General features: G+C 69.4%; 25 protein-coding genes. 13 read left to right on the top strand and 12 right to left on the bottom strand.

Annotated elements, in window-relative coordinates; genetic code table 11:
• Positions 1-102: 102 nt before the first annotated feature.
• Positions 103-1605, bottom strand: a complete 1503-nt coding sequence (locus tag J7E89_RS13485) for a SulP family inorganic anion transporter (RefSeq protein ID WP_214973110.1) — start codon at positions 1603-1605, stop codon at positions 103-105.
• Between the two features lie 400 nt (positions 1606-2005).
• Between J7E89_RS13485 and J7E89_RS13480 the strand changes: the two genes are divergently transcribed.
• Positions 2006-2407: a MerR family transcriptional regulator gene (locus tag J7E89_RS13480; RefSeq protein ID WP_214973108.1), complete on the top strand. Its 402-nt coding sequence runs from the start codon at positions 2006-2008 to the stop codon at positions 2405-2407.
• A 408-nt stretch (positions 2408-2815) separates the two neighbouring features.
• Here the strand turns inward: J7E89_RS13480 and J7E89_RS13475 are convergent, their stop codons facing one another.
• The 5 genes from J7E89_RS13475 to J7E89_RS13455 all read right to left on the bottom strand — a co-directional run bounded on the left by J7E89_RS13475 (position 2816) and on the right by J7E89_RS13455 (position 7364).
• Positions 2816-4018 carry an acyltransferase family protein gene (locus J7E89_RS13475; protein ID WP_214973171.1) on the bottom strand — a complete coding sequence of 401 codons (1203 nt, stop codon included), beginning with the start codon at positions 4016-4018 and terminating at the stop codon, positions 2816-2818.
• A gap of 586 nt (positions 4019-4604) precedes the next feature.
• Positions 4605-4817, bottom strand: a complete 213-nt coding sequence (locus J7E89_RS40830) for a hypothetical protein (protein WP_308315461.1) — start codon at positions 4815-4817, stop codon at positions 4605-4607.
• 729 nt (positions 4818-5546) lie between these two features.
• On the bottom strand, positions 5547-5816 hold the full coding sequence (locus J7E89_RS13465) for an anti-sigma factor (protein ID WP_251060477.1): 270 nt from the start codon (positions 5814-5816) through the stop codon (positions 5547-5549).
• Positions 5817-5866: 50 nt separating this feature from the next.
• Complete coding sequence (locus J7E89_RS13460; RefSeq protein WP_214900706.1) at positions 5867-6424, bottom strand: RNA polymerase sigma factor; 558 nt, start codon at positions 6422-6424, stop codon at positions 5867-5869.
• A 178-nt stretch (positions 6425-6602) separates the two neighbouring features.
• Positions 6603-7364 (bottom strand): class I SAM-dependent methyltransferase, encoded by a 762-nt coding sequence (locus J7E89_RS13455; RefSeq protein WP_214973105.1) that lies wholly within the window; start codon positions 7362-7364, stop codon positions 6603-6605.
• Positions 7365-7467: 103 nt separating this feature from the next.
• On the opposite strand from J7E89_RS13455, the gene J7E89_RS13450 reads away from it, so the two are divergent.
• On the top strand, positions 7468-7770 hold the full coding sequence (locus J7E89_RS13450) for an anti-sigma factor (RefSeq protein WP_214973103.1): 303 nt from the start codon (positions 7468-7470) through the stop codon (positions 7768-7770).
• Between the two features lie 106 nt (positions 7771-7876).
• On the opposite strand, the gene J7E89_RS13445 is transcribed toward J7E89_RS13450, so the two are convergent.
• The gene (locus J7E89_RS13445) at positions 7877-9904 is read right to left on the bottom strand and encodes a transposase (protein WP_251060508.1); all 2028 of its coding nucleotides are present in this window, start codon (positions 9902-9904) and stop codon (positions 7877-7879) included.
• A 193-nt stretch (positions 9905-10097) separates the two neighbouring features.
• Between J7E89_RS13445 and J7E89_RS13440 the strand changes: the two genes are divergently transcribed.
• Positions 10098-10343: a hypothetical protein gene (locus J7E89_RS13440; RefSeq protein ID WP_214973101.1), complete on the top strand. Its 246-nt coding sequence runs from the start codon at positions 10098-10100 to the stop codon at positions 10341-10343.
• A gap of 289 nt (positions 10344-10632) precedes the next feature.
• On the opposite strand, the gene J7E89_RS13435 is transcribed toward J7E89_RS13440, so the two are convergent.
• Positions 10633-11691, bottom strand: a complete 1059-nt coding sequence (locus J7E89_RS13435; protein WP_214973099.1) for a methyltransferase domain-containing protein — start codon at positions 11689-11691, stop codon at positions 10633-10635.
• Positions 11692-11921: 230 nt separating this feature from the next.
• Here J7E89_RS13435 and J7E89_RS13430 point away from each other — a divergent pair, with 230 nt between their 5' ends.
• The 10 genes from J7E89_RS13430 to J7E89_RS13385 all read left to right on the top strand — a co-directional run bounded on the left by J7E89_RS13430 (position 11922) and on the right by J7E89_RS13385 (position 22125).
• Positions 11922-13340, top strand: a complete 1419-nt coding sequence (locus J7E89_RS13430; protein ID WP_251060476.1) for an NAD(P)/FAD-dependent oxidoreductase — start codon at positions 11922-11924, stop codon at positions 13338-13340.
• A complete protein-coding gene (locus J7E89_RS13425; protein ID WP_214973096.1) occupies positions 13337-13795 on the top strand; it encodes a MauE/DoxX family redox-associated membrane protein in 459 nt (152 codons plus the stop codon). Before J7E89_RS13430 ends, J7E89_RS13425 begins: the two co-directional genes overlap by 4 nt.
• 35 nt (positions 13796-13830) lie before the next feature.
• Positions 13831-15255 carry a radical SAM domain-containing protein gene (locus J7E89_RS13420; RefSeq protein ID WP_214973094.1) on the top strand — a complete coding sequence of 475 codons (1425 nt, stop codon included), beginning with the start codon at positions 13831-13833 and terminating at the stop codon, positions 15253-15255.
• A 3-nt stretch (positions 15256-15258) separates the two neighbouring features.
• Positions 15259-16047 carry an MTAP family purine nucleoside phosphorylase gene (locus J7E89_RS13415; protein WP_214973092.1) on the top strand — a complete coding sequence of 263 codons (789 nt, stop codon included), beginning with the start codon at positions 15259-15261 and terminating at the stop codon, positions 16045-16047.
• Entirely contained in the window at positions 16044-16709 is a 666-nt protein-coding gene (locus J7E89_RS13410; RefSeq protein WP_214973090.1) for a TIGR04282 family arsenosugar biosynthesis glycosyltransferase, read from the top strand. The genes J7E89_RS13415 and J7E89_RS13410 overlap by 4 nt, the downstream gene beginning before the upstream one ends.
• Positions 16706-17428 carry a TIGR04283 family arsenosugar biosynthesis glycosyltransferase gene (locus tag J7E89_RS13405; protein ID WP_214973089.1) on the top strand — a complete coding sequence of 241 codons (723 nt, stop codon included), beginning with the start codon at positions 16706-16708 and terminating at the stop codon, positions 17426-17428. Before J7E89_RS13410 ends, J7E89_RS13405 begins: the two co-directional genes overlap by 4 nt.
• Positions 17429-17457: 29 nt before the next feature.
• The gene (locus tag J7E89_RS13400) at positions 17458-19134 is read left to right on the top strand and encodes a radical SAM protein (protein WP_214973088.1); all 1677 of its coding nucleotides are present in this window, start codon (positions 17458-17460) and stop codon (positions 19132-19134) included.
• Between the two features lie 34 nt (positions 19135-19168).
• A complete protein-coding gene (locus J7E89_RS13395) occupies positions 19169-20338 on the top strand; it encodes an FAD-dependent oxidoreductase (RefSeq protein WP_214973084.1) in 1170 nt (389 codons plus the stop codon).
• A gap of 414 nt (positions 20339-20752) precedes the next feature.
• Positions 20753-21220, top strand: coding sequence for a hypothetical protein (locus tag J7E89_RS13390; protein ID WP_214973081.1), 468 nt, complete (start codon positions 20753-20755; stop codon positions 21218-21220).
• Positions 21221-21327: 107 nt separating this feature from the next.
• Positions 21328-22125, top strand: a complete 798-nt coding sequence (locus J7E89_RS13385) for a Crp/Fnr family transcriptional regulator (protein WP_308315460.1) — start codon at positions 21328-21330, stop codon at positions 22123-22125.
• A 121-nt stretch (positions 22126-22246) separates the two neighbouring features.
• Here the strand turns inward: J7E89_RS13385 and J7E89_RS13380 are convergent, their stop codons facing one another.
• The 4 genes from J7E89_RS13380 to merA form a co-directional block, all read right to left on the bottom strand.
• Positions 22247-22531: a hypothetical protein gene (locus J7E89_RS13380; protein WP_214973077.1), complete on the bottom strand. Its 285-nt coding sequence runs from the start codon at positions 22529-22531 to the stop codon at positions 22247-22249.
• 382 nt (positions 22532-22913) lie between these two features.
• Positions 22914-23555, bottom strand: coding sequence for an organomercurial lyase MerB (gene merB, locus J7E89_RS13375; protein ID WP_214973075.1), 642 nt, complete (start codon positions 23553-23555; stop codon positions 22914-22916).
• 69 nt (positions 23556-23624) lie between these two features.
• On the bottom strand, positions 23625-24068 hold the full coding sequence (locus J7E89_RS13370) for a MerR family transcriptional regulator (RefSeq protein ID WP_251060475.1): 444 nt from the start codon (positions 24066-24068) through the stop codon (positions 23625-23627).
• Between the two features lie 24 nt (positions 24069-24092).
• A complete protein-coding gene (merA, locus tag J7E89_RS13365) occupies positions 24093-25517 on the bottom strand; it encodes a mercury(II) reductase (protein ID WP_214973073.1) in 1425 nt (474 codons plus the stop codon).
• Positions 25518-25613: the final 96 nt, after the last annotated feature.

Genomic DNA, 25613 nt, shown 5'->3' with positions numbered 1-25613 from the left:
CCGGCCGGGGGCAAATGATCAAGGCGCGAGTCGTCGCCGGCCCGCGCACAGAGAACCGCCCTTGTCCGCCATCTATGGACGGCGCACAAGGGCGGTCGGTGCTCAGTGCCCGGCGGTGAGCCGGCCGGCGAGTTTGTCGTGCATCTCGGCGCTGGGCTCGTTCAGGCCGACGATGGTGACCTTCTTGCCACGCTGGGCGTACTTGGTCTCTATGGCGTCCAGGGCTGCCACCGAGGAGGCGTCCCAGATGTGGGCGTCGGTGAGGTCGATGACGACGTCGTCCGGGTCGTCCTTGTAGTTGAACTGGTAGACCAGGTCGTTGGAGGAGGCGAAGAAGAGCTCGCCGGTGACCGCGTAGACAACCTGCTTGCCGTCCGGGTCGACCACACCTGAGACCTCGGCCAGGTGCGCGACGCGCTTGGCGAAGATGACCATGGCGGTGATCGAGCCGAGAACGACGCCGATGGCGAGGTTGTGAGTGGCGACCACAGCGGCGACAGTGACCACCATGACGGTGGTCTCGCCGACCGGCATGCGCTTGAGCGTCTTGGGCTGGATCGAGTGCCAGTCGAAGGTCGCCATGGAAACCAGGATCATCACCGCGACCAGCGCCGCCATCGGGATGGTCGAGACGACCGGCCCGAACACGACGACCAGAACCATCAGGAAGACACCGGCGAGGAACGTGGAGAGCCGGGTTCGGGCGCCGGACGTCTTCACGTTGATCATGGTCTGGCCGATCATGGCGCAGCCGCCCATGCCGCCGAAAAAGCCGGTGACGATGTTGGCGATGCCCTGACCGATGGACTCGCGGGTCTTGTTGGAGTGCGTGTCGGTGATGTCGTCGACGAGCTTGGCGGTCATCAGCGACTCCATGAGCCCGACCAGCGCGAAAGCGAGGGCGTACGGGGCGATGGTGGTCAGCGCGTCCATCGTGAACGGCACGTCCGGCAGGCCCGGAACCGGCAGGGACGAGGGCAGATCGCCCTTGTCACCGACGTTCGGCACCGCGATGCCGGCGGCAACAGTGATCACGGTCAGGATGACGATGGAGACCAGGGGGGCCGGGATGACGGTGGTGACCTTGGGGAAGAAGATCATGAGCGCGAGGCCGCCGGCGATCAGCGGGTAGACAGCCCACGGCACGTCCCGCATCTCGGGCACCTGGGCCATGAAGATCAGGATGGCGAGGGCGTTGACGAAGCCCACCATGACGCTGCGCGGTACGAAGCGCATCAGCTTGGCGACACCCAGGGCCCCGAGAACAATCTGGATAATGCCGCCAAGGATGACCGCGGCGATCAGGTACCCGAGCCCGTACTCGTGGTTGAGCGGGGCGATGACCAAGGCAATCGCGCCGGTCGCGGCGGAGATCATGGCCTTGCGACCGCCCACGATCGAGATCACCACGGCCATGGTGAAGGACGCGAACAGACCGACGGCCGGGTCGACCCCGGCGATGATCGAGAAGGAGATCGCCTCGGGGATCAGAGCCAGGGCGACCACGAGGCCGGCCAGCACCTCGGTGCGGAAGACCTTCGGGGAGGCGAGCCAGTCGGGCTTTGACATGCGCAGCTTGGGAACTACGGACAGCGGTGAAGACATGCAACCGTTCCTGTTCGGGCGCACACACCCATCCGCTGGATGCCCACGCGTCGTACTCGACTCCACACCGAGGGGCGGAATCCCCGGCGGCCCGGCCTCGATGGGGGCCCTGCCGGATGGAAGAGCAGCCGCTGTGGCTGCCGATCGGGCATCATTGCCCGGAAGTCTGCGGGTGGAGACGGGCCCGATCAGGGCCCCCTCTGGCGGGGCTGCCCTTGCCGCACCTGCACAGCGCGGGCGCCCTCACCAAAGAGTCTACTCTGACGTGAGGGCAGAGTGCGAGTTGTGGCTTGTGAAATGCAGGTAAACAGGCCCTCGGACCGTGTGATTCCAGACACGTATGCTGGCGCACTTCAAGTGTTCGTAGTCCGGCGGAACGCAGAAGGTGAAGGCACGGAGAATGACTGAGCGGCAGATGCAGATCGGCGAGGTGGCCGAGCGGACGGGCTTGTCGCTGCGCACGATCCGGCACTACGAGGAAGTCGGCCTCGTCATCCCCTCCGCGCGCAGCAAGGGCGGCTTCCGCCTCTACACCGAGGCCGACGTCGATCGCCTGATGGTGATCCGCAGGATGAAGCCGCTGGACTTCTCCCTGGAGGAGATGCGCGACCTGCTGGAGATCACCGACCGCATCGCCGCGGTCGACGACCCTCCGACGGGCGAAGAGCGGGACCGGCTGCGCGAGCGCCTGGACACCTACCGCAGGGTCGCTGACGCCCGCTGCGAGACGCTGCGCGCGCAGCTGATGGCAGCCGAGGACTTCGCCAGCACGCTCCGCCGGAGGCTGGGGGCACGGAGGTGACGACGTGCACGACAGGCGAGTGCTCGCTTCCGGGCGACGCTCTGCGCTGCGCCCGGACAGCCTCCTGCCTCACCAAGGCGTAGGGCTGCTTCAGTAACACCACCGGGTGCCGTCGCTCGGCTGCTGAATCCAGCTGTACGTGCCGCCGTCGGCGGGGCCGCGCGGAAAGGCCGCCGTCAGCGCATCCGCCCGGTAGGTGCGCACCCGCTCGGGTTTGCCGCGCTGGTCGGTGCACTCCGTGTTGTGCGTGCGCGTCAGCGAGTCGGCACCGCATGGTCGGCGAGCAGCACTACTGCAACGAAACAGTAGAGTAGTGGGCCAAGCCGCCCGTGATCCGCACGCACAACCGCCCTTTTTTCGCATGCCTTTACGGACCAGCCGGCCTACAGCGAGCCGCATACCGTTGCCCTACGTGAGGGTGGACGGGCGGCGATCGCCTGCAACTCTGGCGCTTCGTGACCGCCCCGGGGAGCCGGCTGGAGGACAGATGGCGGTCCGCCCGGACACGTCCTGACGGAAGGCCCAAGCCATCTCCGGTTCGGTCACGCTCCGGAGGATCCGGCGCACCGGCGGGGTGCACATCAGGGTGACGGCGACCGCGGCCATCAGCGAGACGGCGACCTTGCCGAGGGGGTCGCTCAGCCATGTGTACGTGTCGAAGATCCCTACGTACTTGGCTCCCTTGATCACGAATCCGTGGAGCAGATAGCCGCAGATCGTTCCCGCGCCGAGAACCGTGAACCACATGTGCCGACGAGGCACCCAGGACAAGAAAGCGGCCGTCAGCAGCAGGGAACAGCCGAAGAGCGCGAAGATCATGACCGGGCCGAGCCACCACGGGCCGTCGAGCTCCTGGGCGCTGTTGGTACGGAAGAACCAGCTGGTCTTCATCCGGGTCGCGGCCCAGTACGCGAACAGCAAGGCACCGACGAAGAGCGGCACGGCCAGCAACCGGACCTCACGGCGCCGCACGATCTGCAAGTGCTCGGGCTTGAGGCACAGCCCCAGCACAAAGAACGGCAGGAACTGCAACACCCGCTGAAGGTTGAGGTCGGCGCCCACGTCAGGGGTGACCGACCCGAGCGCGGCGAGGCCGAGCACTACCGGCATCGGGTGGCGCAGAAGGCGCCACACCGGAGTCGTCAGCCGCCAGATGAACAGCGCGGCCAGGAACCAGGTGAGAAAGAACGGGTCCAGCAGGCTGATCGCGTGATCGGGTGCGTCATCGACGTACCGCTTGAACAGCGAGTACGCCACCTCGAAGACGACGTATGGCACGGCGATGCCGGTCACCAGACGTTTGATCTGGTGGGGACGGGCGGCGAAACTGCGCGAGAGATAACCGGAGATGACGATGAAGGCCGGCATGTGGAACGTGTAGATGAAGATGTAGAGGGCCTTGGTGGCGCGGCTGCCCTCCAGCGCCTCCCAGGAGTGCGCCACGGCCACCAGCACGATCAGCAGGTACTTCGCGTTGTCGAAGAACGCATCCCGTTTACCGGCCGCAGCCGGCTGCCCTCTTCGCGGCTGCGGCGGCTGCTGTACGGCCACGGCGGCCGAGGACGACACGTCCGCTTGGGGCTCGTTGCGCCGGAGCGCCGACTCCGCCACCGCCGGGCCGCCGACCGCAGCCTTGCCGAGTTTGAGACCGAATCCGTCGGACTGAGGCACGTCGTTCAAGAAATCTCTACTTTCGCGTAACAGTAGGGATGCTTCAGTAGATTTCGCTTCGCAAGCCGTTTAGATGCGATGGTCGCGGAGGGCCCAGACAGTAGGAACGGGCGCTTGAGGAAACGCCTCACCGATGCTCGGCGAGGGAGTGACGGCCCTCACGACATGGACCCTACCAGGCACTTTACTTGCGCTTTACGCAGCGCATGGTCGCGGAGCCGCAGTACCGCAATGCCCGGGGGGCGACCGATCCCGGGAGGCCCGAGACGACAGACCGAGCCTCCTGGCCGCCGAACCGCACCTCGCAACCCTGCCACAAGGTGAAGTTGTGCGGCTACTGACGGACAAGCTGCCACGCCTCGTCCAGGCGGCTCCACCCGGGTCCAGAAAGAGGCGTCCCAGGTCGGGGCTTACTCGTGTGCGGCGAGGAGAGGGGCAAGAAGGGCGTCAGGGAATTCACGTTCGAAGGAGTTGACCTGCCAGCGGTCCGGGAAGTGGGCGAGCTGGGCCTTGTCGCGGACCCTGGTCAGAGCCTCGCCCTGGAGAGCCGGGAGCGGTTGAGTGCCTCCGCACCGGCCGCGTCGGTGCTTCGGGCCAGGTGGTACGGCAGCATCTCCAGCCGTACGGGGGCGGTGAACTCGCCGTCCATGCACGCGGAGACGACATCGAACTGCATCGGCCCCACGACGGCCGACACCGGCACCTGGTCACCGCGCACCTCGGACACCAAGACCTGCACAACACCCGCTTCGCCCAACTGGGCGATGCCACGCCTGAATTGCTCAGCGCAGCCTCACCCTGGCCCCCGAAGCCGGTGCCAAGCACTGGCAGGCCCTGGAGTACGGCGACGAGCAATGGCAGAAGGTCTACTTCCGCCTCCGCAACAGCGTCGAGGGCTACAACGGCTACGCGAAGAACGCCCTCGCGGAATCCATCGAAGCCTCAGGCTCCCGCCGTATCCGAGGCATCGCTGCCCAGACCGTCCTGCTCGTCTTCCAGCTCGCCCACGCCAACCGCCGGAAGATCAAAAACTGGGTGGAGACGCTCGCCCTCAACGGTGAGCGCCCCCGCAGGCGCACACACCACAGACGTAAAACCAAGCCACTCGGCACCTGGACTCCCACCGGGTACCTGGCCCCGGCCGGCTGACAAGCCCGGACCTTCTCCAACCGCCGGAAGATCAACAAAACAGCAGGGCCCTCCCGGTGACTGATGCCACGGGGAGGGCCCTGCCGCGTACGTACTGACCCGCAGGCCCCTGCCGAGACCTCAGCTGAGCCGGGCAACGCAAAACGGGCCTCTGCGGGCGACTTTCGTCACCTGCCGAGACCCGTTTCGCCGGTTCCTCCCATGAGGTGAGGGTATGCGGTTGCCTCGTCGTACAGCGCGGTGCCCGATGTCGACGGCCTTCCGGATGACCGTGCATGCAAGGTGCCCGAGTCACCAGGTTCCCTGCCCCAGGGCCTTCTCAGGCGCCCGCCGGGGGTGGCGCGTTATCTTCCCCCTCGTCGTTCCCGGCCGCCGGGTCGCTCATGAGCGATTCACCGAATGCTTGCAGCCGCTCCACGGCCCCGGCGTCCGGTTCTACCCGGCGGGCCAGCGTGTTGTGGATCTCCCGGTAGACCGACACCTCAAGGCCGCACCGACGGCAGTCCTTCAGATGCGCCGCGACCCGGCGTGCGGTGACCTCGTCCGTCTCGCCGTCGAGGTAGGACTGCAGCAGGCGGGCGACCTGCATGCAGTTCATCCTGCGCTCGGCCGCTGAACGTCGCCACCATGGGCGCCTTTTCACATCACACCTCGTTTCGGTGCCAGCCCGGCCGTGGCCAGTTGGGCCCTTATCCGTTTGCGCGCGCGGTGCAGCCGGCTCATCACGGTGCCTTCCGGAACGTCCAGCAGGTGGGCGGCCTCCGCGTAGGTGAGGCCGTCGATGTCCACCAGCTGCACCACCTGCCGGTGCTTGTCCGGAAGCGCGCACAGGGCCTCGTCGACCACCTCGTCGAACGCTTCACCCACCACAACTTCTTCCGCCGACCCGCTGGCGCCCGTGGAGCTGAGCCGGTCCAGGTCGGTGTCCGGGTCGTCCAGAAGATGCGGACGGCGGCGGCGGTGCCGGTTGATCTCGGCCCGCCGCATGATCGTCAGCAGCCAGGCGCGCGGGTGTTTCCCGTCGAAGCGGTCGATGGCCCGGTACGCGCGCAGCAGGGTGTCCTGCACCAGGTCTTCGGCGTCGGCGGGCTGCGCGGTCAGCGTCATCGCCACGCGCAGCAGCACCTCCACCTCGGGCAGCACGTAGGCAGCGAACGCCTTGCCCCGAGGGTCCGCCGGGTCTGGCGGCGCTGTCACTTCGTCTTCCACACAGCAGAAACCCCTCGTCGGGACGGGTATATTCCATCCCCCGGTGTAACGCGTGGGGCCACGCGCCGCCAGCGCACCCGAAACGGCCGCTGCCAATCACCGGCCAGTGGTCGAGAGCGGGCGCGCGGCAGGCCGGGATCCGCAGACGCAGACGACCGTACGGGGATCATTCCTGTCCCCGGGTAGTCGCGAGGACACGGCGCAGCGGCAGTGGCAGCGTCTTTCCGCCGCGTACCCAATGGGCGAGCGCCCGCTTGGCGGCATCCGCGCGTTCGGGGGCGAGGCCGGGCAGATAGAGACCATCGACCAGGACGGCCACGTCCTCGGACGTCTCCAGTACGAGAGTGAAGACCCGGCGCTCGTCGGACCGCACCCTGAATCTGGCCGGCCGCAGCACCTTGGCAACAGAGTCCCGCGCCTGAGGGTTGGGCCAGGGCTGATGCACCGCGGCGAGCGTGCGCATGACCCGGGTCCAGCCCAACAGCCCGGCTGGGTCGAACCCGAGGCGGGCCGGGACGAGGGCAGCGAGCAGGCCGCCGGGTCGTAGCACCCGCGTAATCTCGCCCAGCACCCGTGGCAGCGGAGTGAGCACCGGCAGGCACATCGACGCGCAGACCGCGCCGACACTTCCAGAGGTCAGGGGCAGGGCGTCGGCGCTTGCGCGCACGAGCGGACCGCGGCCCGCCCGGGCGGCTGCGGCAAGTTCCCCCGACGAGGAGTCGACACCCACCCAGTCGGCGTCCGGGAGCAGCGGCCGCATGGGTGCGGTGCCGCAGGCCAGGTCCAGCACGGGGCCGGGTGCCCCGCGCAGGGGCTCGGCCAGCCAGGCGTGCGGAGAGGTATCGGCCCGCTCGAAGAACCGTTCGGTGATGCCGGGACGATCGTCGTGGTAGGCGGAGAGATAGCGGCGCCACTCTTTCTCGTCCAACTCGGCGGCTCCTCCTGAATCGGCGGGCGGTTGCCGGGAACCCTAGGGTCTCGCCACGGCCATTCCATGGAATGCGTCGAGTCGAGTCCCGGGTTCCCGGTGCATGAAAAGGCAGCGCATCCCCGGGCCACGTCAGTTGTGGGCTGAGTGCCGGGAGAAGGTACGGCATGTGCGGCTGCGCGGTGCTGTGGAGGCCTACGCGGACGGGGAGCTCAGCGGTGTGCACCGGATGCGGGTGGCCGCGCACGTCGCTTGCTGCTGGGCGTGCAGCGGCTCTCTGCAGACGCTGCGGCTGATCAAGGCCTCGCTGCGGGGCAGCCCTCGGCGTACGCCCGCCTCGCTGGCCTCCGTCCGTATGCGTCGCTTCGCCCAGCGGCTCACCTCGCCGCCCCGTGCCGACCCGTGAACCGTCGAGCCCGTGTTCGCAGAGGAGGACATGATGTCCATCCGATCCTCGAGCCCCTTGAGGCAGGGAAGCCCTCTGGCAGCGGCGGTTGATGGAGCGTCTCTAATCAGCTAAGCGATCCCGTGTCAGACGTAGTGTCTGGCGCCGGTTCTGCCCATCGTGGAGGAGTGGTGTGAGCGTGCAGGTGGAAGCCCGCGCCCAGTGCTGTTCCTCGTGGCCGGTGTCGGCCGGATGGGGGTCCCCCCGGACGGAGTCTGGGGGAGGGTGTGCTGATCGTCGTCATGCTCTGGTGCCGGTGGGCTGCGCGGGGCAGCCGGGTCCGGTCCGTTGGTGCGTGTCCCTCCGGACGCTTGCCCGCCGGGCCCGAGGGGCCGGCGGGGGAGGGTGCCCTGCGTCGCCTGGGCGCGGGGCGTGCTGTGTGTCGCCGGGTAGGTCCGGTCTTGGACCGGTCCCGGCTGGTCTTCGGTGCTGGCCTGATGACCGCTCGGGCTTCGAGCTTCTCCACCACCGAGCGGATCACCATGGCACCGGTGGCGCGGTCGGTGACGGTCTTGGTCTGGTGGGTCAGGCCGCGTGCGGCGATACGCCGCCACGCCCCGTGGTCGCGGTCGCCCTGCCAGCCGCAGCCGTAACGGTCGGGGCAGATGGCCCACTTCCAGCCCGCGACAGTGGGGCGGTTGGGGGCTTTGCGGTGCCTGAGCGGGGTGAGGCACTGGGGGCAGTGCTTGGAGGTGTTGTGGGCCGGGACGGTGACGACGGCGATGCCGGTCTCGGCGGCCAGGTGGCGCATGCGGTCGGCGATCTGCCCGCGCACGGTCTGGGACATGCGGGTGTTGTGCGTGCGGCCCATGCCTTTGGCTTCCATCGACCGCAGGTCTTCGAGGTAGATGACGCTCGCCCCGGCGGCGATGGCCTGATCGACGGCCCAGCGGGCGGCAGCCCAGGCGAGAGCGTCGTTGAGGTTCGAGCGGCGGGCGGACACTCGGCGGATCTCTTCCACCAGGACCGCGTGCTTGTCGGCCAGGGCCGGATCGGGTGCGTGGCCGTCGATGAGTCGCTGGTAGTGGTCGGCCTTGGCGTGGAGGCGCTCGGACAGCCGCCGGAGTCGGTGCTGTTTGGCCAGCACTCCGGAAGCCCGGAACTGGGCGCCGTGCCCGAGGGCGGTGATACGGCCGTCATCGTGGAGCCGGGCGGCACCTGCGGACAGCAGCGTGTTGAGGCCCCAGTCCACGCCGAGCGCAATCGTGTGCCCGGTGCGGGCGGTCTTGGGGACGGCGTGGGTGTAGGCGAGATCGGCGCGCACCCGGCCACCGGACACACGCAGGGTGGGCAGGTGCAGGACCGCGCCGGTCGGGATCGTCGGCGGCAGCGAGATCGGGCAGGCCACCCACGTCCAGTCCGCGTACGTGCGCGGGTCGGGACGGGTCGGCAGTTGCAGCCGAAGCAGCGCCCGGCCTGGCTCGTCGGTGCGTTCGACGGTGGCCTGCTGCCCGTCGCACGCGGACAGCAGCAGCATCCGCGCCACGCGGGGCGCGGGCTCCATCTCGAACACATCAGCCGGAAGCCGCCCGTGCCTGCGGGCGAAGGCGACCGCTTGACGGGTGCGGGACTTGATCACACTCGACGGCAGGAAACGGCCCCCGGGCACAGCCTCGCGGACCTGATCCCACTCGGCGGGCGTGCGCTTGGCCGGATCTGCCGGCCACACGGCCAGTACCCCGGCGGTCACATCGGCGCGCCACTTCGCCGACCGCAGGGAGCGCCCGGCCTGTTCCTGAGCCATCCGCACAATCCGGTCGTTGACCTTGACGCCCTCGGGCGCAGTGGTCGTCCAGCCCAGGCGGCGCAGTGCCATCCACGCGTTCGACGGCAGCTTCCGGCCCCCGGCGTCCTCCCCGGACGCCAGCCGGTCCACGTCGACGGCGTTCCAGTGCTCGGCGGTCAGCGCGGATACCATGCCCGACACCAACTCGGCGCACCAGCCCACACGCTCCGCCAAGGCGGCCGGGGACAGGACTTCGCCGGTCTTCTCGTCCACGCCGCCGCGCAGCAAGGCGCGTGCGCATGCGGTACGGGCAGTCTCGCCCTCGACCAGCGGCAGCCTGCGGCCCCCTGCCCCCGCCGACCGGACCATCACCGCCACCCCCTTCACCGCCCACCCTGTGCTGTCATCCGATCAACGACACCCATCGCAGGAAAGTCACGCATTCGATCCACGAATCCACGTACGGGATATGCGGCAGGCAGAAGAAACGATCACGCGCAACAGCCGAACCCGCCAGACACTCCGCCTCACCACGGATACATAAGGAAACCGGTGAGCCTTGATGCTGCTGCGCTGTGCAGGTCCGCTGATCGCCGTCGGCGCCGGTCTGATCGTGGTCGGCGGTGTGCTGCGCCACGCATGGCTGGTGACCATGGGCGCGATGCTCGTGCTGATGGCCACCGTCCACGCCATGCGGTGTCACGTCATGCGCAGTCGTGGAGCGGCCGATCCGGACGGCTGCAGTTCCAACGTGCCGCTGCCTGGTGCCGGCGGCGACCGGGATGAGGACAGCCCTGGCACGGGGTAGGGACTGCCGGCCGCCCGCGCAACGTCACCGGTCTGCTGGACGCCCTCCAGGCCGACGGCTGCGTCGCCCGCGAACCGCACCCCACCGACCGGCGCGCCACGCTGGTCTCACTCACCGAGGTCGGCCGCACAGCGGCGGCCGGATTGCGCAGCGGCCGCGACGAGATGGCTGCCCAGCTCGATAATCCGCCCACGTGAACAGGGTTCGGCCGGCTGTCCCCGGTTACTGGGGCCGTAGGGGTCGGTGGTCTTCTCGGCGGAGAGGTGAGCATGCCGGGCCCGGCATGCGGTCAGCAGCAGCCGGACCATGTCTCTGTGCCGCTGGTGGCTGCGGCGTCGGCCGGTGCGCAGGGGAACAGGCCGAAGTGCGTCGTCCTGTCGCCGGTCACGGTGAAGTGCGGAGCATAACGGGTGCGGCTGAGCATGTCGGCGGTGTTGCCGCAGACCAGCATGGGCTTGCCGGTGTGCAGGCGGTGGTGGTCATCGAGGTCGAAGGCGTGCGGGTGTTCGGGGAGGACGCCGCGATAGACGGCGACCTGCCCGTAGTCCTCGCAGCGGTCCTCCAGCGGCACGTTGAACGCACGGACGGTGCGCGAGGTGAAGGACGCGAAGCCGATCTTCCGCTCGATGTCCGGGCTGCTCAGCGTGATGGGTGAGGCGGCGACCGTACGGGCGTCCGCGCAGCCGGAGTCCGCCATCAGGCGCCGGAAGTCCTCGGTGTACAGCGCGCCGGCGAGGCATTCGCCGACCAGCTCTGCGTCGCCCATGAGCGTGGCGGGCAGCCGGCGGTCGGCGAAGACGTCGGAGAAGTACAGCTCGCCACCGGGCTTGAGCACCCGGAAGATCTCCCGGAACACGCGCGGCTTGTCCGGAGAGAGGTTCAGTACGCAGTTGGAGACGACCAGGTCGATCGAGTCGTCCGCGATACCGGCGCCGGCCAGGTCCTCGATGTAGCCCTGATGGAACTCCGTATTGGCCCACCCGAACCGCTCCGCGTGCCAGTCCTGCCGGCGGCGGGCCACGGCCAGCTGCTCCTCGGTCATGTCGACGCCGATGATCCTGCCCTTGGGGCCGACGAGCTGGGAGAGGACATACGCGTCACGCCCGCTGCCGCAGCCCAGATCGAGGACGGTGATGCCGTCGAGCGCGGCGGGGATCGGGGAACCGCAGCCGTAGAAGCGGTCCTTGACCTCCTCGTGTACGCGGGTGAGTGCGTCGGCGATGTGGGGCGGCGGCGCCTCGGCGGTGCAGCAGGCCGAGGTCTTCAGGTCCTGAGAGGACGACAGCAGCTTGCCGTAGTAGTCCTTGACTGCGTCCGTCACGAAGCCGGTGGATACATCGGTCGCCATGTTTCTCCCCTGGGACGAAGGCGATAAGTGTGAGCGGGCGGGTGCCGCCGTGCGCCGGGAACCCACCGAGGGGCGGCCGGCATTCCCCCGAGGCGGACACGCCGGGCACGGTGATGTGCCCGACGCGGTGCCGTGTGCCGTATCGAATGAGTCGTACCCGGAGGGAAGGCGGGAGCCACCCGAACGGGTTCCCTTGCCGCAACGATGACGAGAGGCGAGTGAGGCGGCCGATGAGCATGGGGCATCCCCCGCGCGGCGAGGAGACGTACGACCTGGTGGTGATCGGTGGCGGAAGTGCCGGACTGACCGCAGCCCGCACCGCCGGCCGCCTCGGCGCTCGCACGCTGCTGGTCGAACGGGACCGGCTGGGCGGTGACTGCCTGTGGACCGGGTGCGTGCCCAGCAAGGCACTGCTGCATGTGGCGGCCCACGTGCAGGCCGCACGCAAGGTGGGGCGCTACGGGCTTCAGGCCCCTGATGGGCCCGCCGACCTGGCGGCGGCCATGAAGCATGTCAAACAGGCGATCGGGGTGATCGAGCCGCACGACTCGGCCGAGGCGCTGCACGACTTCGGCGTCGAGGTGGCCCATGGGGATGCCGTCTTCACGGGACCGCGGGCACTGCGGGTCGCCGGTGACAGGGAGGTGGCCTTCCGGTACGCGCTGATCGCCACCGGATCGGCCCCCGCCCTGGTGCCCGTGCCCGGCTTGGCCGAAGCTGACCCGCTGACCAGCGACACCGTGTGGAGCCTGACCGAACTGCCGGAGCGGCTGGTGGTGCTGGGCGGCGGGCCGATCGGCTGCGAGCTTGGGCAAGCCTTCGCCCGCCTCGGCTCCACAGTTACCCTCGTGGAAGCCGCAGGCCGGTTGCTGCCGCGCGAGGAGCCCCGTGCCTCCGCCCTGGTCCGCGAGCGACTGGAGGCCGAGGGGATCACAGTCCTCACCGGCTATCGGGCCGAGAAGGTCGACGACGGCGCCGTGTACGGGCCGGGCAGGCCGATCCTGTACGACCGGCTCCTGACCACCACCGGCCGCCGCGCCAACACCGGCGGCCTCGGTCTGGAGCCAGCCGGGGTGGAGACGGACGAGCGCGGCCAGGTCAGGACCGACGACCGGCTGCGGACGAGCAACCCGCGCATTTACGCGGCCGGGGATGTCACCGGCAAGTCGGCGTTCACCCACCTTGGCGGAATGCAGGGCGCGTCCGCCGTCACGGACGCGCTGCTCGGGGTGCGGCGTCGTATCGACTACGACGCGGTGCCCTCGGTGACGTACACCGACCCCGAGGTCGCCCGCGTCGGTGTGACATCCGCCGAAGGAACCCGCACGCTCACCCTGGACCACGACCGGGTGGACCGGGCCGTTGCCGAGGGCCGTACCGACGGCTTCACCTGCCTGGTGCTGGACGGACGGGGGCGGATCCTCGGCGCGACGGTGGTCGCCCCGCGCGCCGGGGAGACGATCGCGCACCTGGCCACGGCGGTACGGCTGGGCTGGACGCCCTCGCAGTACGCCAAGACCGTGCACCCCTACCCCAGTTACACCGACGGACCCTGGCACGCCGCGCTGAGCGACGTCTACGACCGGCTCGCCGCGCACCGCCGGATCACCGGCGCCCTGCTGGGCCTGCGCAGGAAGGTGCGGTCATGATCCTGCGACTTGTCCTGGGCGCGCTGCTGACCGCGATGGCGCTCGGCCAGCTCGCCTCCTTCGCCGCCATGCCGTCCATCTTCACCGCCTACGGGCTGACCAGCGGCGCCGCCTCCACCGCTCTGGCGGTGATGCTGATCGCGGCCGAGGCTGCGGTCGGGGTGTGGTTCCTGGCCCGGCCCCGTTCCAAGGCGGTCGTCCCCGTGTGGATGTACACGGCCCTCTCGCTGGTGTGGGCGCTGCTTGCCGTCCAGGCGTACGCGCGGGGGCTGACGATCGCCAACTGCGGCTGCTTCGGCACCTTTCTCGCTCAGCCGCTGCGCTGGTTCGTCCTCGTGGAGGACGCCCTGATGCTGCTGTACGCGTGGCTGCTGCTGCGCGCCGCGCGCCGAAGGCCGCACGCCCCGGCGGACCCGACACCCGACCGGCAGACACTCGGGACGACCGCGCCGTGATCACTCGTCCGATACCGAGAACGGAGATCTACCCGATGGGAATCATGGCGCGGCTGCGGGCTGTCGAACATGCCACCCGGCCCTACGACCCGGAGTTCGTCGCGGCGATGGAACGCCGGTGGGCCGAACTGCCTGACGTCGTCAAGACGCCGGGCCAGATCATCGGGCAGCACGGCGTCGGCTGCGAAGGCACCCACGGCGTCTTCCCCAAGTGCAACCTGAAGTGCACGCCCTGCTACCACTCGAAGGACGCCAACCAGGTACGCGTCGACGGCCCCCACACCCAGGAGCAAGTAGCCGCCCAGATGCGTCTGCTGCGCACACTGCGCGGCCCGCGCGCCCACGCCCAGCTCATCGGCGGCGAGGTGAGTCTGCTCCCGCCCGACGACCACGCCGCCACCCTGGAGATCATGCGCCAGCACGGCCGGGAGCCGATGAGCTTCACCCACGGCGACTTCGACTACGCCTACCTGGAGCAGCTGGCCCTCGGCGACAACAGCAAGCGGCGCCTCACGCGGCTGTCGTTCGCCGCGCACTTCGACAAGTTCATGTACGGCAGGCGCGGCATCGAACGCCCGCCCAATGAGAAGGCGCTGAACCCCTACCGCCAGCGGTTCGCCGACATGTTCGCAAAGCTGCAGCGCGAGCACAGGGTGCGGTACTTCCTCGCCCACAACATGACCGTCACCCCCGGCAACCTCGACGAGATCGCTGACGTCATCCGCGACTGCCAGGGGATGGGCTATGGCATGTTCTCCTTCCAGCCCGCCGCCTTTCTCGGCGATGAGCGGCGCTGGAAGGAGCAGTACCGCGAGGCCACCCCGGATGCGGTGTGGGCGGAGATCGGGCGCGGCGCCGGCCGCACGCTCGGCTATCACGTCTTCGAGAACGGTGACGTGCGCTGCAACCGCACCGCGTACGGCTTCTACGTCGGGAAACGCTGGTACCCGTTCCTCGAAGAGGACGACCCGCGCGATCTGGCCGTGCGCGACGGCTTCTTCCGCCACTTCGGCAAGGTCAGCTTCACCGGCACCCCGCCCGCGTTGCTCGCCGCGAAGCTGGCCCGCGTCGTCGCCCGTCACCCGTCCACCGTTGTGATCGCGCTGCGGTGGCTGGCCCGCACGGCCGGCCGGGTCGGTGTGCTGCGGCTGCTGCGCCACCGCTTCCGCGTCCGCCCGGTCACCTTTGTGATGCATCAGTTCATGGACGCAGAAGTCGTCGAGCCCGCCTGGGAGATGATGCAGCGCGGCGAGCAGGCCCAGGACCCGAAGCTGCGCGAAACCCAGGAGCGCCTGGCCGCCTGCCACTACGCCATGGCCCACCCCCAGGACGGCACCCTGGTGCCCGCCTGTGTGCAGCACGCCGTTCTCGACCCGGCCGAGAACGCCCAGCTGCGCAGGCTGCTCCCGCTCGTCGAGGTCCGTACGTCCGTCCGCCGTCCCGCCACACAGGAGAAGTGACCCATGCGCATCGGTGTCATCACCGGTTCCGGCAGCTACGACTGGCCCCAACTGGAGAACGCGGCCCAGCGAACGATCAAGACCGAGTACGGCGAGGCCACCGTCACCGAAGGCCACCTGGATGACGCTGAGTTGGTGCACCTGTCCCGGCACGGTACCGGCCATCACCGGCTGTCGCACCAGGTGGATCACCGGGCGAACCTCGCCGCCCTGCTCGCCTGCAAGGTCGACGCACTGGTGTCCCTCACCGTGTGCGGCGCCGTCGACCCTGCCGCCGAGCCCGGTTCCCTGGTGGTCTTTGACGACCTGTACTTCCCCGCCAACCGGCTCCCCGACGGCTCTGCCTGCACGTGGTACGAGTCTCCCGGCGCCGCCGGCCGCGGCCACTGGATCTTCGACCGGCCGTTCAGCGAGCCGCTGCGCCGGGCCCTGATCGCGGCTGCCGCACACACCGGCACGCCTGTTGTCACGAGCGGGGTGTACGGGTATGTGGACGGCCCCCGCTTCAACAGCCGCCCCGAGATCGCCGCGCTGGCCGCCGCGGGCGTCACCGCGGTCAGCCAGACGGCAGGCCCGGAGGTAGTGCTGGCCGGTGAGGCCGAGCTGCCGATGGCCCTGGTCGGCTTTGTCACCGACTACGCCAACGGCGTCGCACCGCAACCCGAGCCGGTCGAAGCATTGTTGGCCCGGATGGCTGCGAGCAAGGACATCTTCGCTGCGCTGGCCGCCCATGCCCTGCCGGGCCTGGAACTCGTGGCACCGGTCGGCACCGTCTACCGGTTCGGCGCATGAGTACGCGGCGTACACCCTCGGTGCTGGTCATGGCGAAAGCACCCCGGGCGGGCACGGTCAAGACCCGGCTGCACCCGCTGCTCGGCCCAGACGGCTGTGCCGTCCTCCAGGCCGAACTGATCCGGCACACCCTGGAGATGACGTCGTCGCACGGACTGCGCACCTATTTGGCGTACGCGCCAGGAGTGGGCGAGGAAAGCCCAGGCGACGTTATCCTTCCCGGCGTCCGCCTGGTGGTGCAGCGTGGCGAGAACCTCGGACAGCGGCTCACCTCTGCGGTGGTGGAGGCGTTCGCCGACGGTGCGGGGCCGCTGCTGGTCATCGGCACCGACGCGCCGACTCTGACCCGCGACCACCTGACCGTCGCCCTCTCCTCACTGGAGCACAAGGAGGTTGTGCTCGGCCCGGCGCTGGACGGCGGCTACTACCTGATCGGCATGCGCCACCCGCACGCCGGGCTGTTCGGTATCGATGCGGCCCTGTGGAGTACGGACAAGGTCCTGGCCGCTACCTGCGCAGTCGCCGCCGAGGAGGGACTGAGTGTGGAACTGCTCCGCCCGTTGCGGGACCTGGACACTCCCGAGGACGCTGCCGCGCTCCTCGCGGACCCGGTGATGCCGTACCGGATCGCCGCCCTGCTCCAGCCCACGGAGGCGGTATGAGCCAGGTGTCGATCATCGTCCCCGTCCTGAACGAACAAGCCACCGTCCAGACCGCGCTGAGCCGCTTGTGCCGCGACTTTCCCGACTGCGAGCTGATCGTCGTCGACGGCGGCTCCACCGACGCCACCGTCGAACTCGCCACCCCGTACGCCCCCGTGGTGCACAGCGCACGTGGCCGCGCACGTCAGATGAACGAGGGAGCACGGCACGCCGGCGGCGACGTCCTGTGGTTCGTCCACGCCGACACCGCCATCGCCCCGGCGGCCCTCGGCCAGATCCGCACCTGCCTCATTGACCCGAACGTGGTGGGCGGCGGCCTCACCATCCGCTTCGACCGCCGCACGCCCGGACTTAACTACCTGGCGTGGACGTCGAATGCCCGGGCCCGCCGCCTGCACCACATCTTCGGCGACCAGGCCATGTTCGTCCGCCGCACTGTCTTCGACGAACTCGGCGGCTTCCCGGACCTGGCCATCATGGAGGACCTGGAAATGTCCCGGCGTCTGCACCGGCGCGGACGGCTGTGCCTGTTGACCGCTACCTCGACGGCCTCGTCGCGCCGGTTCACCGAGCACGGCACCTGGCGCATGATCGCCTTCATGCAGTACCTGAAGCTGCTGTACTTCGCGGGCGTCGACCCCGAGACCATCCGCACCCGCTACGCCGCAGGGCCCCGGCCGGCCCGCTGCGGACGTACAGCGCGCGATGCCCGTACGTGACCGTTCGATCTTGGAGAGAGACACCCCCTATGCGTATCGCAGTATGCGGAGGCCCCTACGGCAATCCGTACGCCCTGCAAGCCTTCGTCGACGACGCCCGCGCCAGAGGAGCCGAGCGCCTGTTCTGCCTGGGCGATCTCGGTGGCTTCGGCGCCGACGTGGATGCCCTGTGGCCGATCCTGGCCGACAACGGCGTCGAGTGCATCGCGGGCAATTACGACGTGGCGATCGCCCGCGGCGACACCGACTGCGGCTGCGGCTACCGCGACCCCAAGGACAACGAGTACGCCCAGCTCATCTACGACCACACCCTCGCCACCACCAGCCGTGACTTCGCCGCCTGGATGGGCCAACTGCCCACTGAGCACAGGGAGAGCATCGACGGCGTGGACGTCCACATGGTCCACGGGTCGACGCTGGCGCTGAACGACTTCTGGTGGGAGTCGCTGCCGGAGGGGCAGCACCGGCTGCGCGCCGAGGCGTCCGGCGCGGACGTGGTGCTGTGCACCCACAGCGGCCTGCCCTGGCAGCGGCACATCGGGGAGAGGCTCGCAGTCAACGTCGGCGTACTCGGCAAGCCTGCCAACGACGGCCGCCGGAACGTCTGGTACGCCCTCATCGACCTCGGCGACGGGTACCCCAAGGCGGAGCTGATTCCGCTCGCGTACGACTGGCAGGCGCAAGCCCGCTCCATGCGCGCCGCCGGGCTCCCCGAAGTGTTCGTCGAGACCATCGAGATCGGCTGGTGGACCACCTGCCTGGAGATCCTGCCCCCGCGTGAGCGTTCACGGGGCCGCTACCACCTCTACCGTTCCACCCTGCCGTCCGGGTTCCGTCCCGCCGACGACGGCTGGGGAGAAGCCACGTTGCAAGCCCTGGAGGGTGACCGGCCGGTGGTCCCACTGTTCGGCACCCCGTACTTCCCGTCCCGCCTTTGGCTCTACACCAACTTCCACTGCAACCTGGCCTGCGACTACTGCGCGGTCGCCTCCTCCCCGAAGGCGGCGGCTCGCACCCTGCCCGCCGACGCCTTCCGCGCTCTCGTCGACGAAGCCGTGCAGGCCGGGTTCACCGAGCTGTACGTCACCGGCGGCGAGCCCTTCCTCCACCCCGACATCGTCGAACTCCTCGACCACGCCTCCGCCCAGCTGCCCACCGCCGTCATGACCAACGCGATGCTGCTGCGCGGCCGCCGTGCCACCGGGCTCGCGGACCTGGCCGGCCGCAAACTCACCGTCCAGACCTCCCTGGACGGCGCCACCGCCGCCACCCACGACCTGCACCGCGGTTCCGGCTCCTGGCAGCGCACCATGGACGGCATCCGTCACCTGATCGACCTCGGCCTGCCCCCGCGCGTCGCCCTCACCGAGACGCCTGAGAACACCCACGAGGTCCCCGCGGTCGCCGACCTGCTCGCCGGACTCGGCCTGCCGGCCGACCACTTCGCCGTGCGCCCGCTACTGCGCCGCGGCTTCTCCGAAACCGGAGTGGAGATCGGCGAGGACTCCAGCATCCCGGAGCTGACCGTTACCGCCGACGGCCTGCACTGGCACCCCGCCGGCGCCGATCTGGCCACCAGCCCCGACCTGCATCTCGCCCCCGCAGGGACCCCGCTGGCCATGGGCAAACAGCTGGTGACCGAGCGGTTCTTCGCCGCCCGCCTCACCGACGGCAGCCTGCCCCGCCCCGTCCACTGCGCCATCTGACCTGTACCCGTACGCGTGTGAAAGGGAGTTCATCATGCAGCGACACGTCGCGATCCTCGGCGCCGGACCGGTCGGCCTCGACGCCGCGCTCGCCTGCGCCGACGCCGGATGGCCGTTCACCGTCTACGAGGCTGCGGACACCGTCGCCGCCCACGTACGCGCCTGGGGCCATGTCCGCCTGTTCACCGCGTGGGACCTCAACGTCTCGCACCGGATGCGCACGCACCTGCCGCACGCCCCGACCGGCGACGATTGCCCCACCGGAGCCGAACTGGCGGCCCGCCTCCTCGACCCCGTCGCCGCACTGCCCGCCCTCGAAGGCCGCATCCGGCTGCGTACCAGGGTCGCTGCCATCGCCCGCACCGGCCTGCTCAAACACGAGCAGATCGGCACCGACGTCCGCGCCGCGGCACCCTTCACCCTCCTCCTCGACACGCCCGACGGTGAGGAAACGGCCGAAGCAGACCTCGTCCTCGACTGCACCGGTACCTACGCCGTTCCCAACACCCTGGGCGCCGGCGGCATCCCCGCCCCCGGCGAACGGGCCCTCGACCACCGCATCACCCGCACTCTCCCGCCTGTCCGTGATCCGGACCGCTGGGCGGGCACCATCCTGCTCCTCGGCGCCGGCAAATCCGCCCAGACCACCGCCCGCGACCTCGCTGCACTTCCCGGCACCCGCGTCGAGTGGATCGTGCGCAGCCCGGCTCCCGACTGGGGAGCCGTACGAGACGACACCCTGCCCGGCCGCCAGCAGCTCGTCGAAATCTCCCAGGCGTTCGCCGACGGCGTCAGCGACCGCGTCACCGTCCACACCGGCGCCCATGTCCAATCCCTGCACTCCGACGGCGACCGGGTGCGTGTCACCCTCGGCACCTCCCAGGGCCCCCGCGAGATCGTCTGCGACCACATCGTGGCGCTCACCGGGTACGTCGGCGACGCCTCCCTCTACCGTCAGCTACAGGTCCACGAGTGCTACGCCACGGCCGCCCCCATGAACCTCTCCGCCGCCCTGCTCGGCTCCGCGGGCGGCGACTGCCTCGCCCAGCCCACCGTCGGCATCGACGCCTTGCGCAACCCCGAACCGCACTTCTTCATCCTCGGCGCCAAGTCCTACGGCCGCCTCAACACCTTCCTGCTGCGCGCCGGATACGAACAGGTCGACGAAGTCTTCGACGCGTTGGCCCCTGCCGTGTCCGTGTGAGATGAGCTCCCGCCCAACCGGTACGACTCGATGGGGAGGCCCGCGGCCTGTAGCCGGTTCCGCTCAGTGGCCACATGCTCGGGTCAGCGGAGGCCTCTCGATGCCGCCCGGCCAGCCAGCCGGCCGACCCTGGCCTGCCTGCCCGCAGAGCGGTGCGAGCTGGTCCTCTCCACGGCCTACTTCGGCCGCGCGGCAGGGAACTGATGGAGCGTGCGTAAGGCGTCCAAGGGCCGGCTCCTGGGCGGGCTCCGCTTCCGTCCGTCACGAGCGTGTCTTCGCGCGTCTTCGCGCGGTGTACCAGCCCCGTCGAACTCCCGTGATCTACCGGCCCGTACGTAAGCGCCCTCACATACATGCCGCCTGCATCGCTCCTAGCGTCGGCAGCACAGTCACCGCAACGAAGGGCACACGATCATGACCACTGCACACGCCTCATCACAGCACCGTGCTGTCGCCGCCATCCCCGCGCATGCCATGTTCGGTGCGGCGGGTGGGCTGGTCGGCGGTGTTGCCTTCGGCATCATGATGCAGGTCTGGGACATGATGCCGATGGTCGCGATGCTGGTGGACTCCAGCTCCATCGGCGTCGCCTGGGTGGTCCACCTGGCGATCTCCGCGTTCATCGGCATCACGTTCGCCCTGCTGGCCGGGCACCGCGCCGCACGCTTCCTCCCGGCCGCCGTACTCGGTCTGGCCTACGGCGCCCTCTGGTGGGTGCTGGGCGCGCTGTGGCTGATGCCCGCCAAGCTCGGCATGCCGGTCTTCGAGGTCAACGAGATGGCCTGGAAGAGCTTCGCCGGACATCTCGTTTACGGCCTGCTGCTGGGCCTGGCGTACGCCTGTGTCCACCGGGTCATGCACCGCGACGACACCTCGTCATGACCAACACCGAACGGCCGTCCCCCTCCCCTTCGGGGGCGGCCCGCCCTGCGGGTGCTGCTGCGGGTGGTCCCGGCACCCCCTCGCGCGGACCCGTACCTTCCTGTCTAGTGGAAGGTGCCGATGCCCTGGCCGACCCGGTGTGGGGCGCCGCGCCCCCGCCCTGGGCGCCGGGACGACGCGAGGAGACCACCCGCGTGATCGAAAGCCGTGAAGACACCGACCGGACCTGGTGCCTGTCCGAGGTCGACATCTTCTGTGACCTGAGTGAGCCTGAGATGGCGGCCATCGCGGATGCCGCACCGATGAGGACCTACACCGTGGGCGAGATGCTGTTCTCCCCGCCCCAGCCGTGCGAGGTGCTGTTCATCCTCAAACGCGGCCGAATCCGCGTCTTCCGGGTATCCGCCGAGGGCCGCGCCCTGACCACGGCCATCATCAACCCCGGAACGATCTTCGGTGAGATGGTCCTGCTCGGGCAGCGCATGTACGGCAACTACGCCGAGGCCCTCGATGACGCCACCGTCTGCGTGATGAGCCGCGACGACGTACACAGGCTTCTGCTCTCGGACCCGAGGATCGCCGCCCGGATCACCGCGATCCTCGGCAGCCGCCTCGCCGACCTCGAACAGCGGCTGTCCGACACGGTCTTCAAGTCCGTCGCCCAACGCGTCGCCTCCACTCTGCTCACCCTCATCCCCGCGGCCCCACCGGCCCGGCCGCTGCGCCCGCTGGCCGGACATCCCCAGGTCGCGCTCACCCACGAGCAGGTCGCCGCCCTGGCCGGCACGTCCCGCGAAACGGTCACCAAGGTGCTGCGCGAGCTGGCCGACCGGGGCGTACTGCGGCTGGGCCGGGGCCGTATCACCGTTCTGGAACCGGACCGGCTGCGCGACGAGGCCGGCTAGTGGCCGCCGCACAAGTACAAGGGCGCTCACGCGCTCCGCGAGCAGTTCGCGGTGCTGCACCGGTGCGGGGCGCTTCGCGGAGGGGCGGAGGGTAGGGCATGGCGGGATCAGGTGTCTGTCTCTACTTCACTCTCTTCACTCCAGTGATCAATTTGGTGACGTATTTTTCGCCGTCGGCATACGCGAGGTCGTGGGTGTAGTTCTCGGAGACGTACTGGCGCCGCCCGGTTTCCGTGTCGGTGACCACCACGCGGAACCCGAGGGCGCTGCAACCCCGCCTGAACGGAACCCCGACGCCCATCAAACCCTCTGCGACGTCGATGGTGAAACGTTCGCGGCTGAGTGAGCTGTCCATCGGGGACACCGGACGGCGACCGAAGCCGATCTGGAACGGCCCGATACGCATTCTGTGCCGCATGACGCCTCCCCGCAGTTACACGTGAATTTTACGCCTGGTCACTTTCGCTGGCGTTGGGAGAGCCTTAGGGAGCAGGGCGTATGGGCGGCCGGCGACCTCGCATGCGGAGCCGGATGCAGGACGGAGCCCATGTGGCCACCGGTCACAAGCAGCGGGCAGGGCAGCCGGCCGGAGTCCCTCGCCACTTTGCAACCCAGCCCCGCCCCGGCATCACCGAGACGGTGCTGGGCTGTGCCGTAAGCCAGGACAGCACCTCTGGTGCGTGGCTGCTGGAGGCTGGGCCGCCCAGCGGGCACGTGCTGGATTTGATCTGGACTCCCCGCTGAGCGAGCCGGCGTATGCCCAGGCCAAGGATCGGTCCGCTACTGCTTCAGCAACACCCGGACGGAGTGTCAGCGGTGACGATCTGCTCGACGACGGATTGCCCGACTTCGTAGGCGTCGGCGACGGGCAGGATCCTGGCGCCGGGGTGCTCTGCGAGCCAGTCCCTCGCGGCGTCCGGGCCGGCGAAGAAGTGGCTCTGATTGCAGAACGAGCTACGGATCGACGTCGGTGCGTCCGGGGTGACGAGCGAGACGACGGCAGTAGCCGGTTCGACGCTCGTGACCTCGTCCGGTGCCACGGTGAGGCGAACCGGCTCTCCGGTGCCGTGGCAAGGGGAGGTCACGTGAGCGGTCTTGCCGAGGAAGGCGGGGAGGGCGAGGGTGTCGAGCGCGCACCAGGTGTAGAAGGTGCGGTCGCCGGTCTCGTACCTGTGCGGTGTGGGGTTGAAGGTGATGCCGTAGCCGATGATGCGGCCGTCGCTGTCGTACTCGGTGTCTGACATGGTGGCGAGCGTCTGGCGGACCTCTTCGCCACCGCGGCCGGCCGCGGTGGCGAGCTGGTCCACGGTGACCGGCTCACCGGCCGCGAGAAGGGTCAACAGGGGACGCAGCAGCCAGAAGTGCGCGCCGGGGGCGGCGCTGAGCGAGTCGTTGAAGCGGGTGGCGAACTGCTGGATGTCGGTGTCCACGGGGATCTTCCCTCCAGGAGTGGGTTGGTCCGATACGCGTGACCGTAGGGTCTGCCCCCGGGGTGAGGGTCAAGCCCTCGTGGCGCATCCCCGTGGATTACCGGCCCAGCAGAACTCGGTGTCACCCTCGCACCCCAAGTCCGCGCGGTGCTCGGCTTCGAACTCCTCGATCCGACGCAGCGTGCGCTGCTGCTCCGCGATGCGCTGCTCCAGCCTCTCGCGCGAGCGGTGCAGCAGCTCCGTCATACGGGGCCCGGTCGGCGGGCCGGTGTCGTCGAGATATGCGGTGGTCAGCTCGCGGATCTCGGCCACGGTCAGTCCAAGGCCCCGCAGCTCGCCGATGAACCGCACGCACCACAGGGCGTCGGCGTCGAACAGCCGGTAGTTCGCCGGGCTGCGGCCGAGGGTGTAGATCAGTCCGAGATCGGTGTACTCGCGCAGGGTCTTGACCGGCACCCCGGTCCGGCGGGACAGCTCTCCGACTGTCATCGGACGGGCCCGGTTCGTGTCCATGGGTTCGTTCCCCCTTTCGCTGGTTCACCCGGCGCAGCAGGACAGCTTGTCCACGTCTTGGGTGTAGGTCTGGGCGGCGAGTTTGAGGGCCTCGGCCATGGTCAGGTACGGGGCCCAGGTGCGTGCGAGCTGGTCGACAGTCATCCCCGCGCTGATCGCGTACGTGGCGGCGGTGATCAGATCTCCGGCGCCCTCGGCGACGGCGTGCACACCGAGCATGCGGCCGGTGCCGGCCTCGGCGACGATCTTGACCAGGCCGCGGGTGTCCCGGTTGACCAGCGCCCTGGGTACGTGCGCGAGCGGCAGCGTACGGCAGTTGCAGCGGATGCCGGCATCGGCTGCCTGGGCGTCGGTCATGCCGACCGAGGCGAGGGCGGGGCTGGTGAAGGTGATCCGTGGCAGCGCCGCGTAGTCCAGGGACCGCTGGGCACCGTCGAAGGCGTTGTCGGCGACGAGCGAGCCCTGAGCCGCGGCGACATAGACGAACTGGGCTTGACCGGTGACGTCCCCGGCGGCCCAGATCCTCGGATGCGTGGTGCGCGACTGTTCGTCCACGACCACCTCGCCCAGCGCACCGGTCTTCACCCCGACCCGCTCCAGATTCAGTCCGGTGGTGGCGGGGCGACGGCCGGTGGCCATCAGCAGATGCTCGGCCCGCAGCTCCTCGGCTGTGGTGGAGAGGGTGTAGCCGGCCTTGTCGCGCCGGACGGCGGTCAGGGTTGTGGCGGTGTGGACCGCGATGCCCTCGTCGGCGAAGACCTCCTCGATCGCGGCGGAGACCTCCAGCTCCTCGAACGGGGCGAGCCGGTCCAGCGCCTCGACGACCGTGACCCGTGTGCCGAGCCGGGAGAAGAGCTGGGCCTGCTCCAGGCCGACCGCGTTGCCGCCGACGATGATCATTGATGCGGGTAGTTGATCGAGTTCCATGGCACCGGTGGAGGTCAGGTGCCCGGCCTGTTCCAGACCGGGCACGGGCGGTGCCCACTGTTCGGCGCCCGTAGCGATCAGATAGTGCGTGGCCACGATGTGCGCCTCACCGCCGTCCTCGAGCGTGATGTTCAGGACTGGGCGGTCGGCGTCCCCACCGAAGGCGGCGCTCCCGCGGGTGATCTGCCACCCGTACTCGTCCGCGAGACCGGCGTACTTGTGCATGCGCATTTCCTCGACCAGCGCGTCCTTTCCGCCGATCAGAGCGGGGAAGCCGACCGGAACGTCCCTGGCCGTCAGACCGGGAAAACGCCCTGCGGCCTGGGCCGTGTGACGTGCCTCGGCGGCGGCGAGCAGCGCCTTGGACGGCACGCAGCCGACATTCACGCAGGTGCCGCCCGTGGTGCCGCGCTCGACCATCACCACGCGCTTACCCTTGCCGATCGCGGCGATGGCCGCGGCGAACGCGGCCGAACCGGAACCAATGATCGCCAGGTCGAAGCCGGGGTCTGTATCTGTCATGGTGCTGCCTGCCTCCCAGTGCCGGGCCGCACAAGCTCCCGCAGCTATTCGCTCTTCCGAATACGTCACTACTGGCATAGTATTCGTCTAGGCGAA

It is taken from the genome of Streptomyces sp. ISL-100 (assembly GCF_018614615.1).
In the GTDB taxonomy this organism is placed as follows: domain Bacteria; phylum Actinomycetota; class Actinomycetes; order Streptomycetales; family Streptomycetaceae; genus Streptomyces.
The sequence above is the reverse complement of the archived record's forward strand: the minus strand, read 5'-3'. Positions and strand labels throughout refer to the sequence as shown.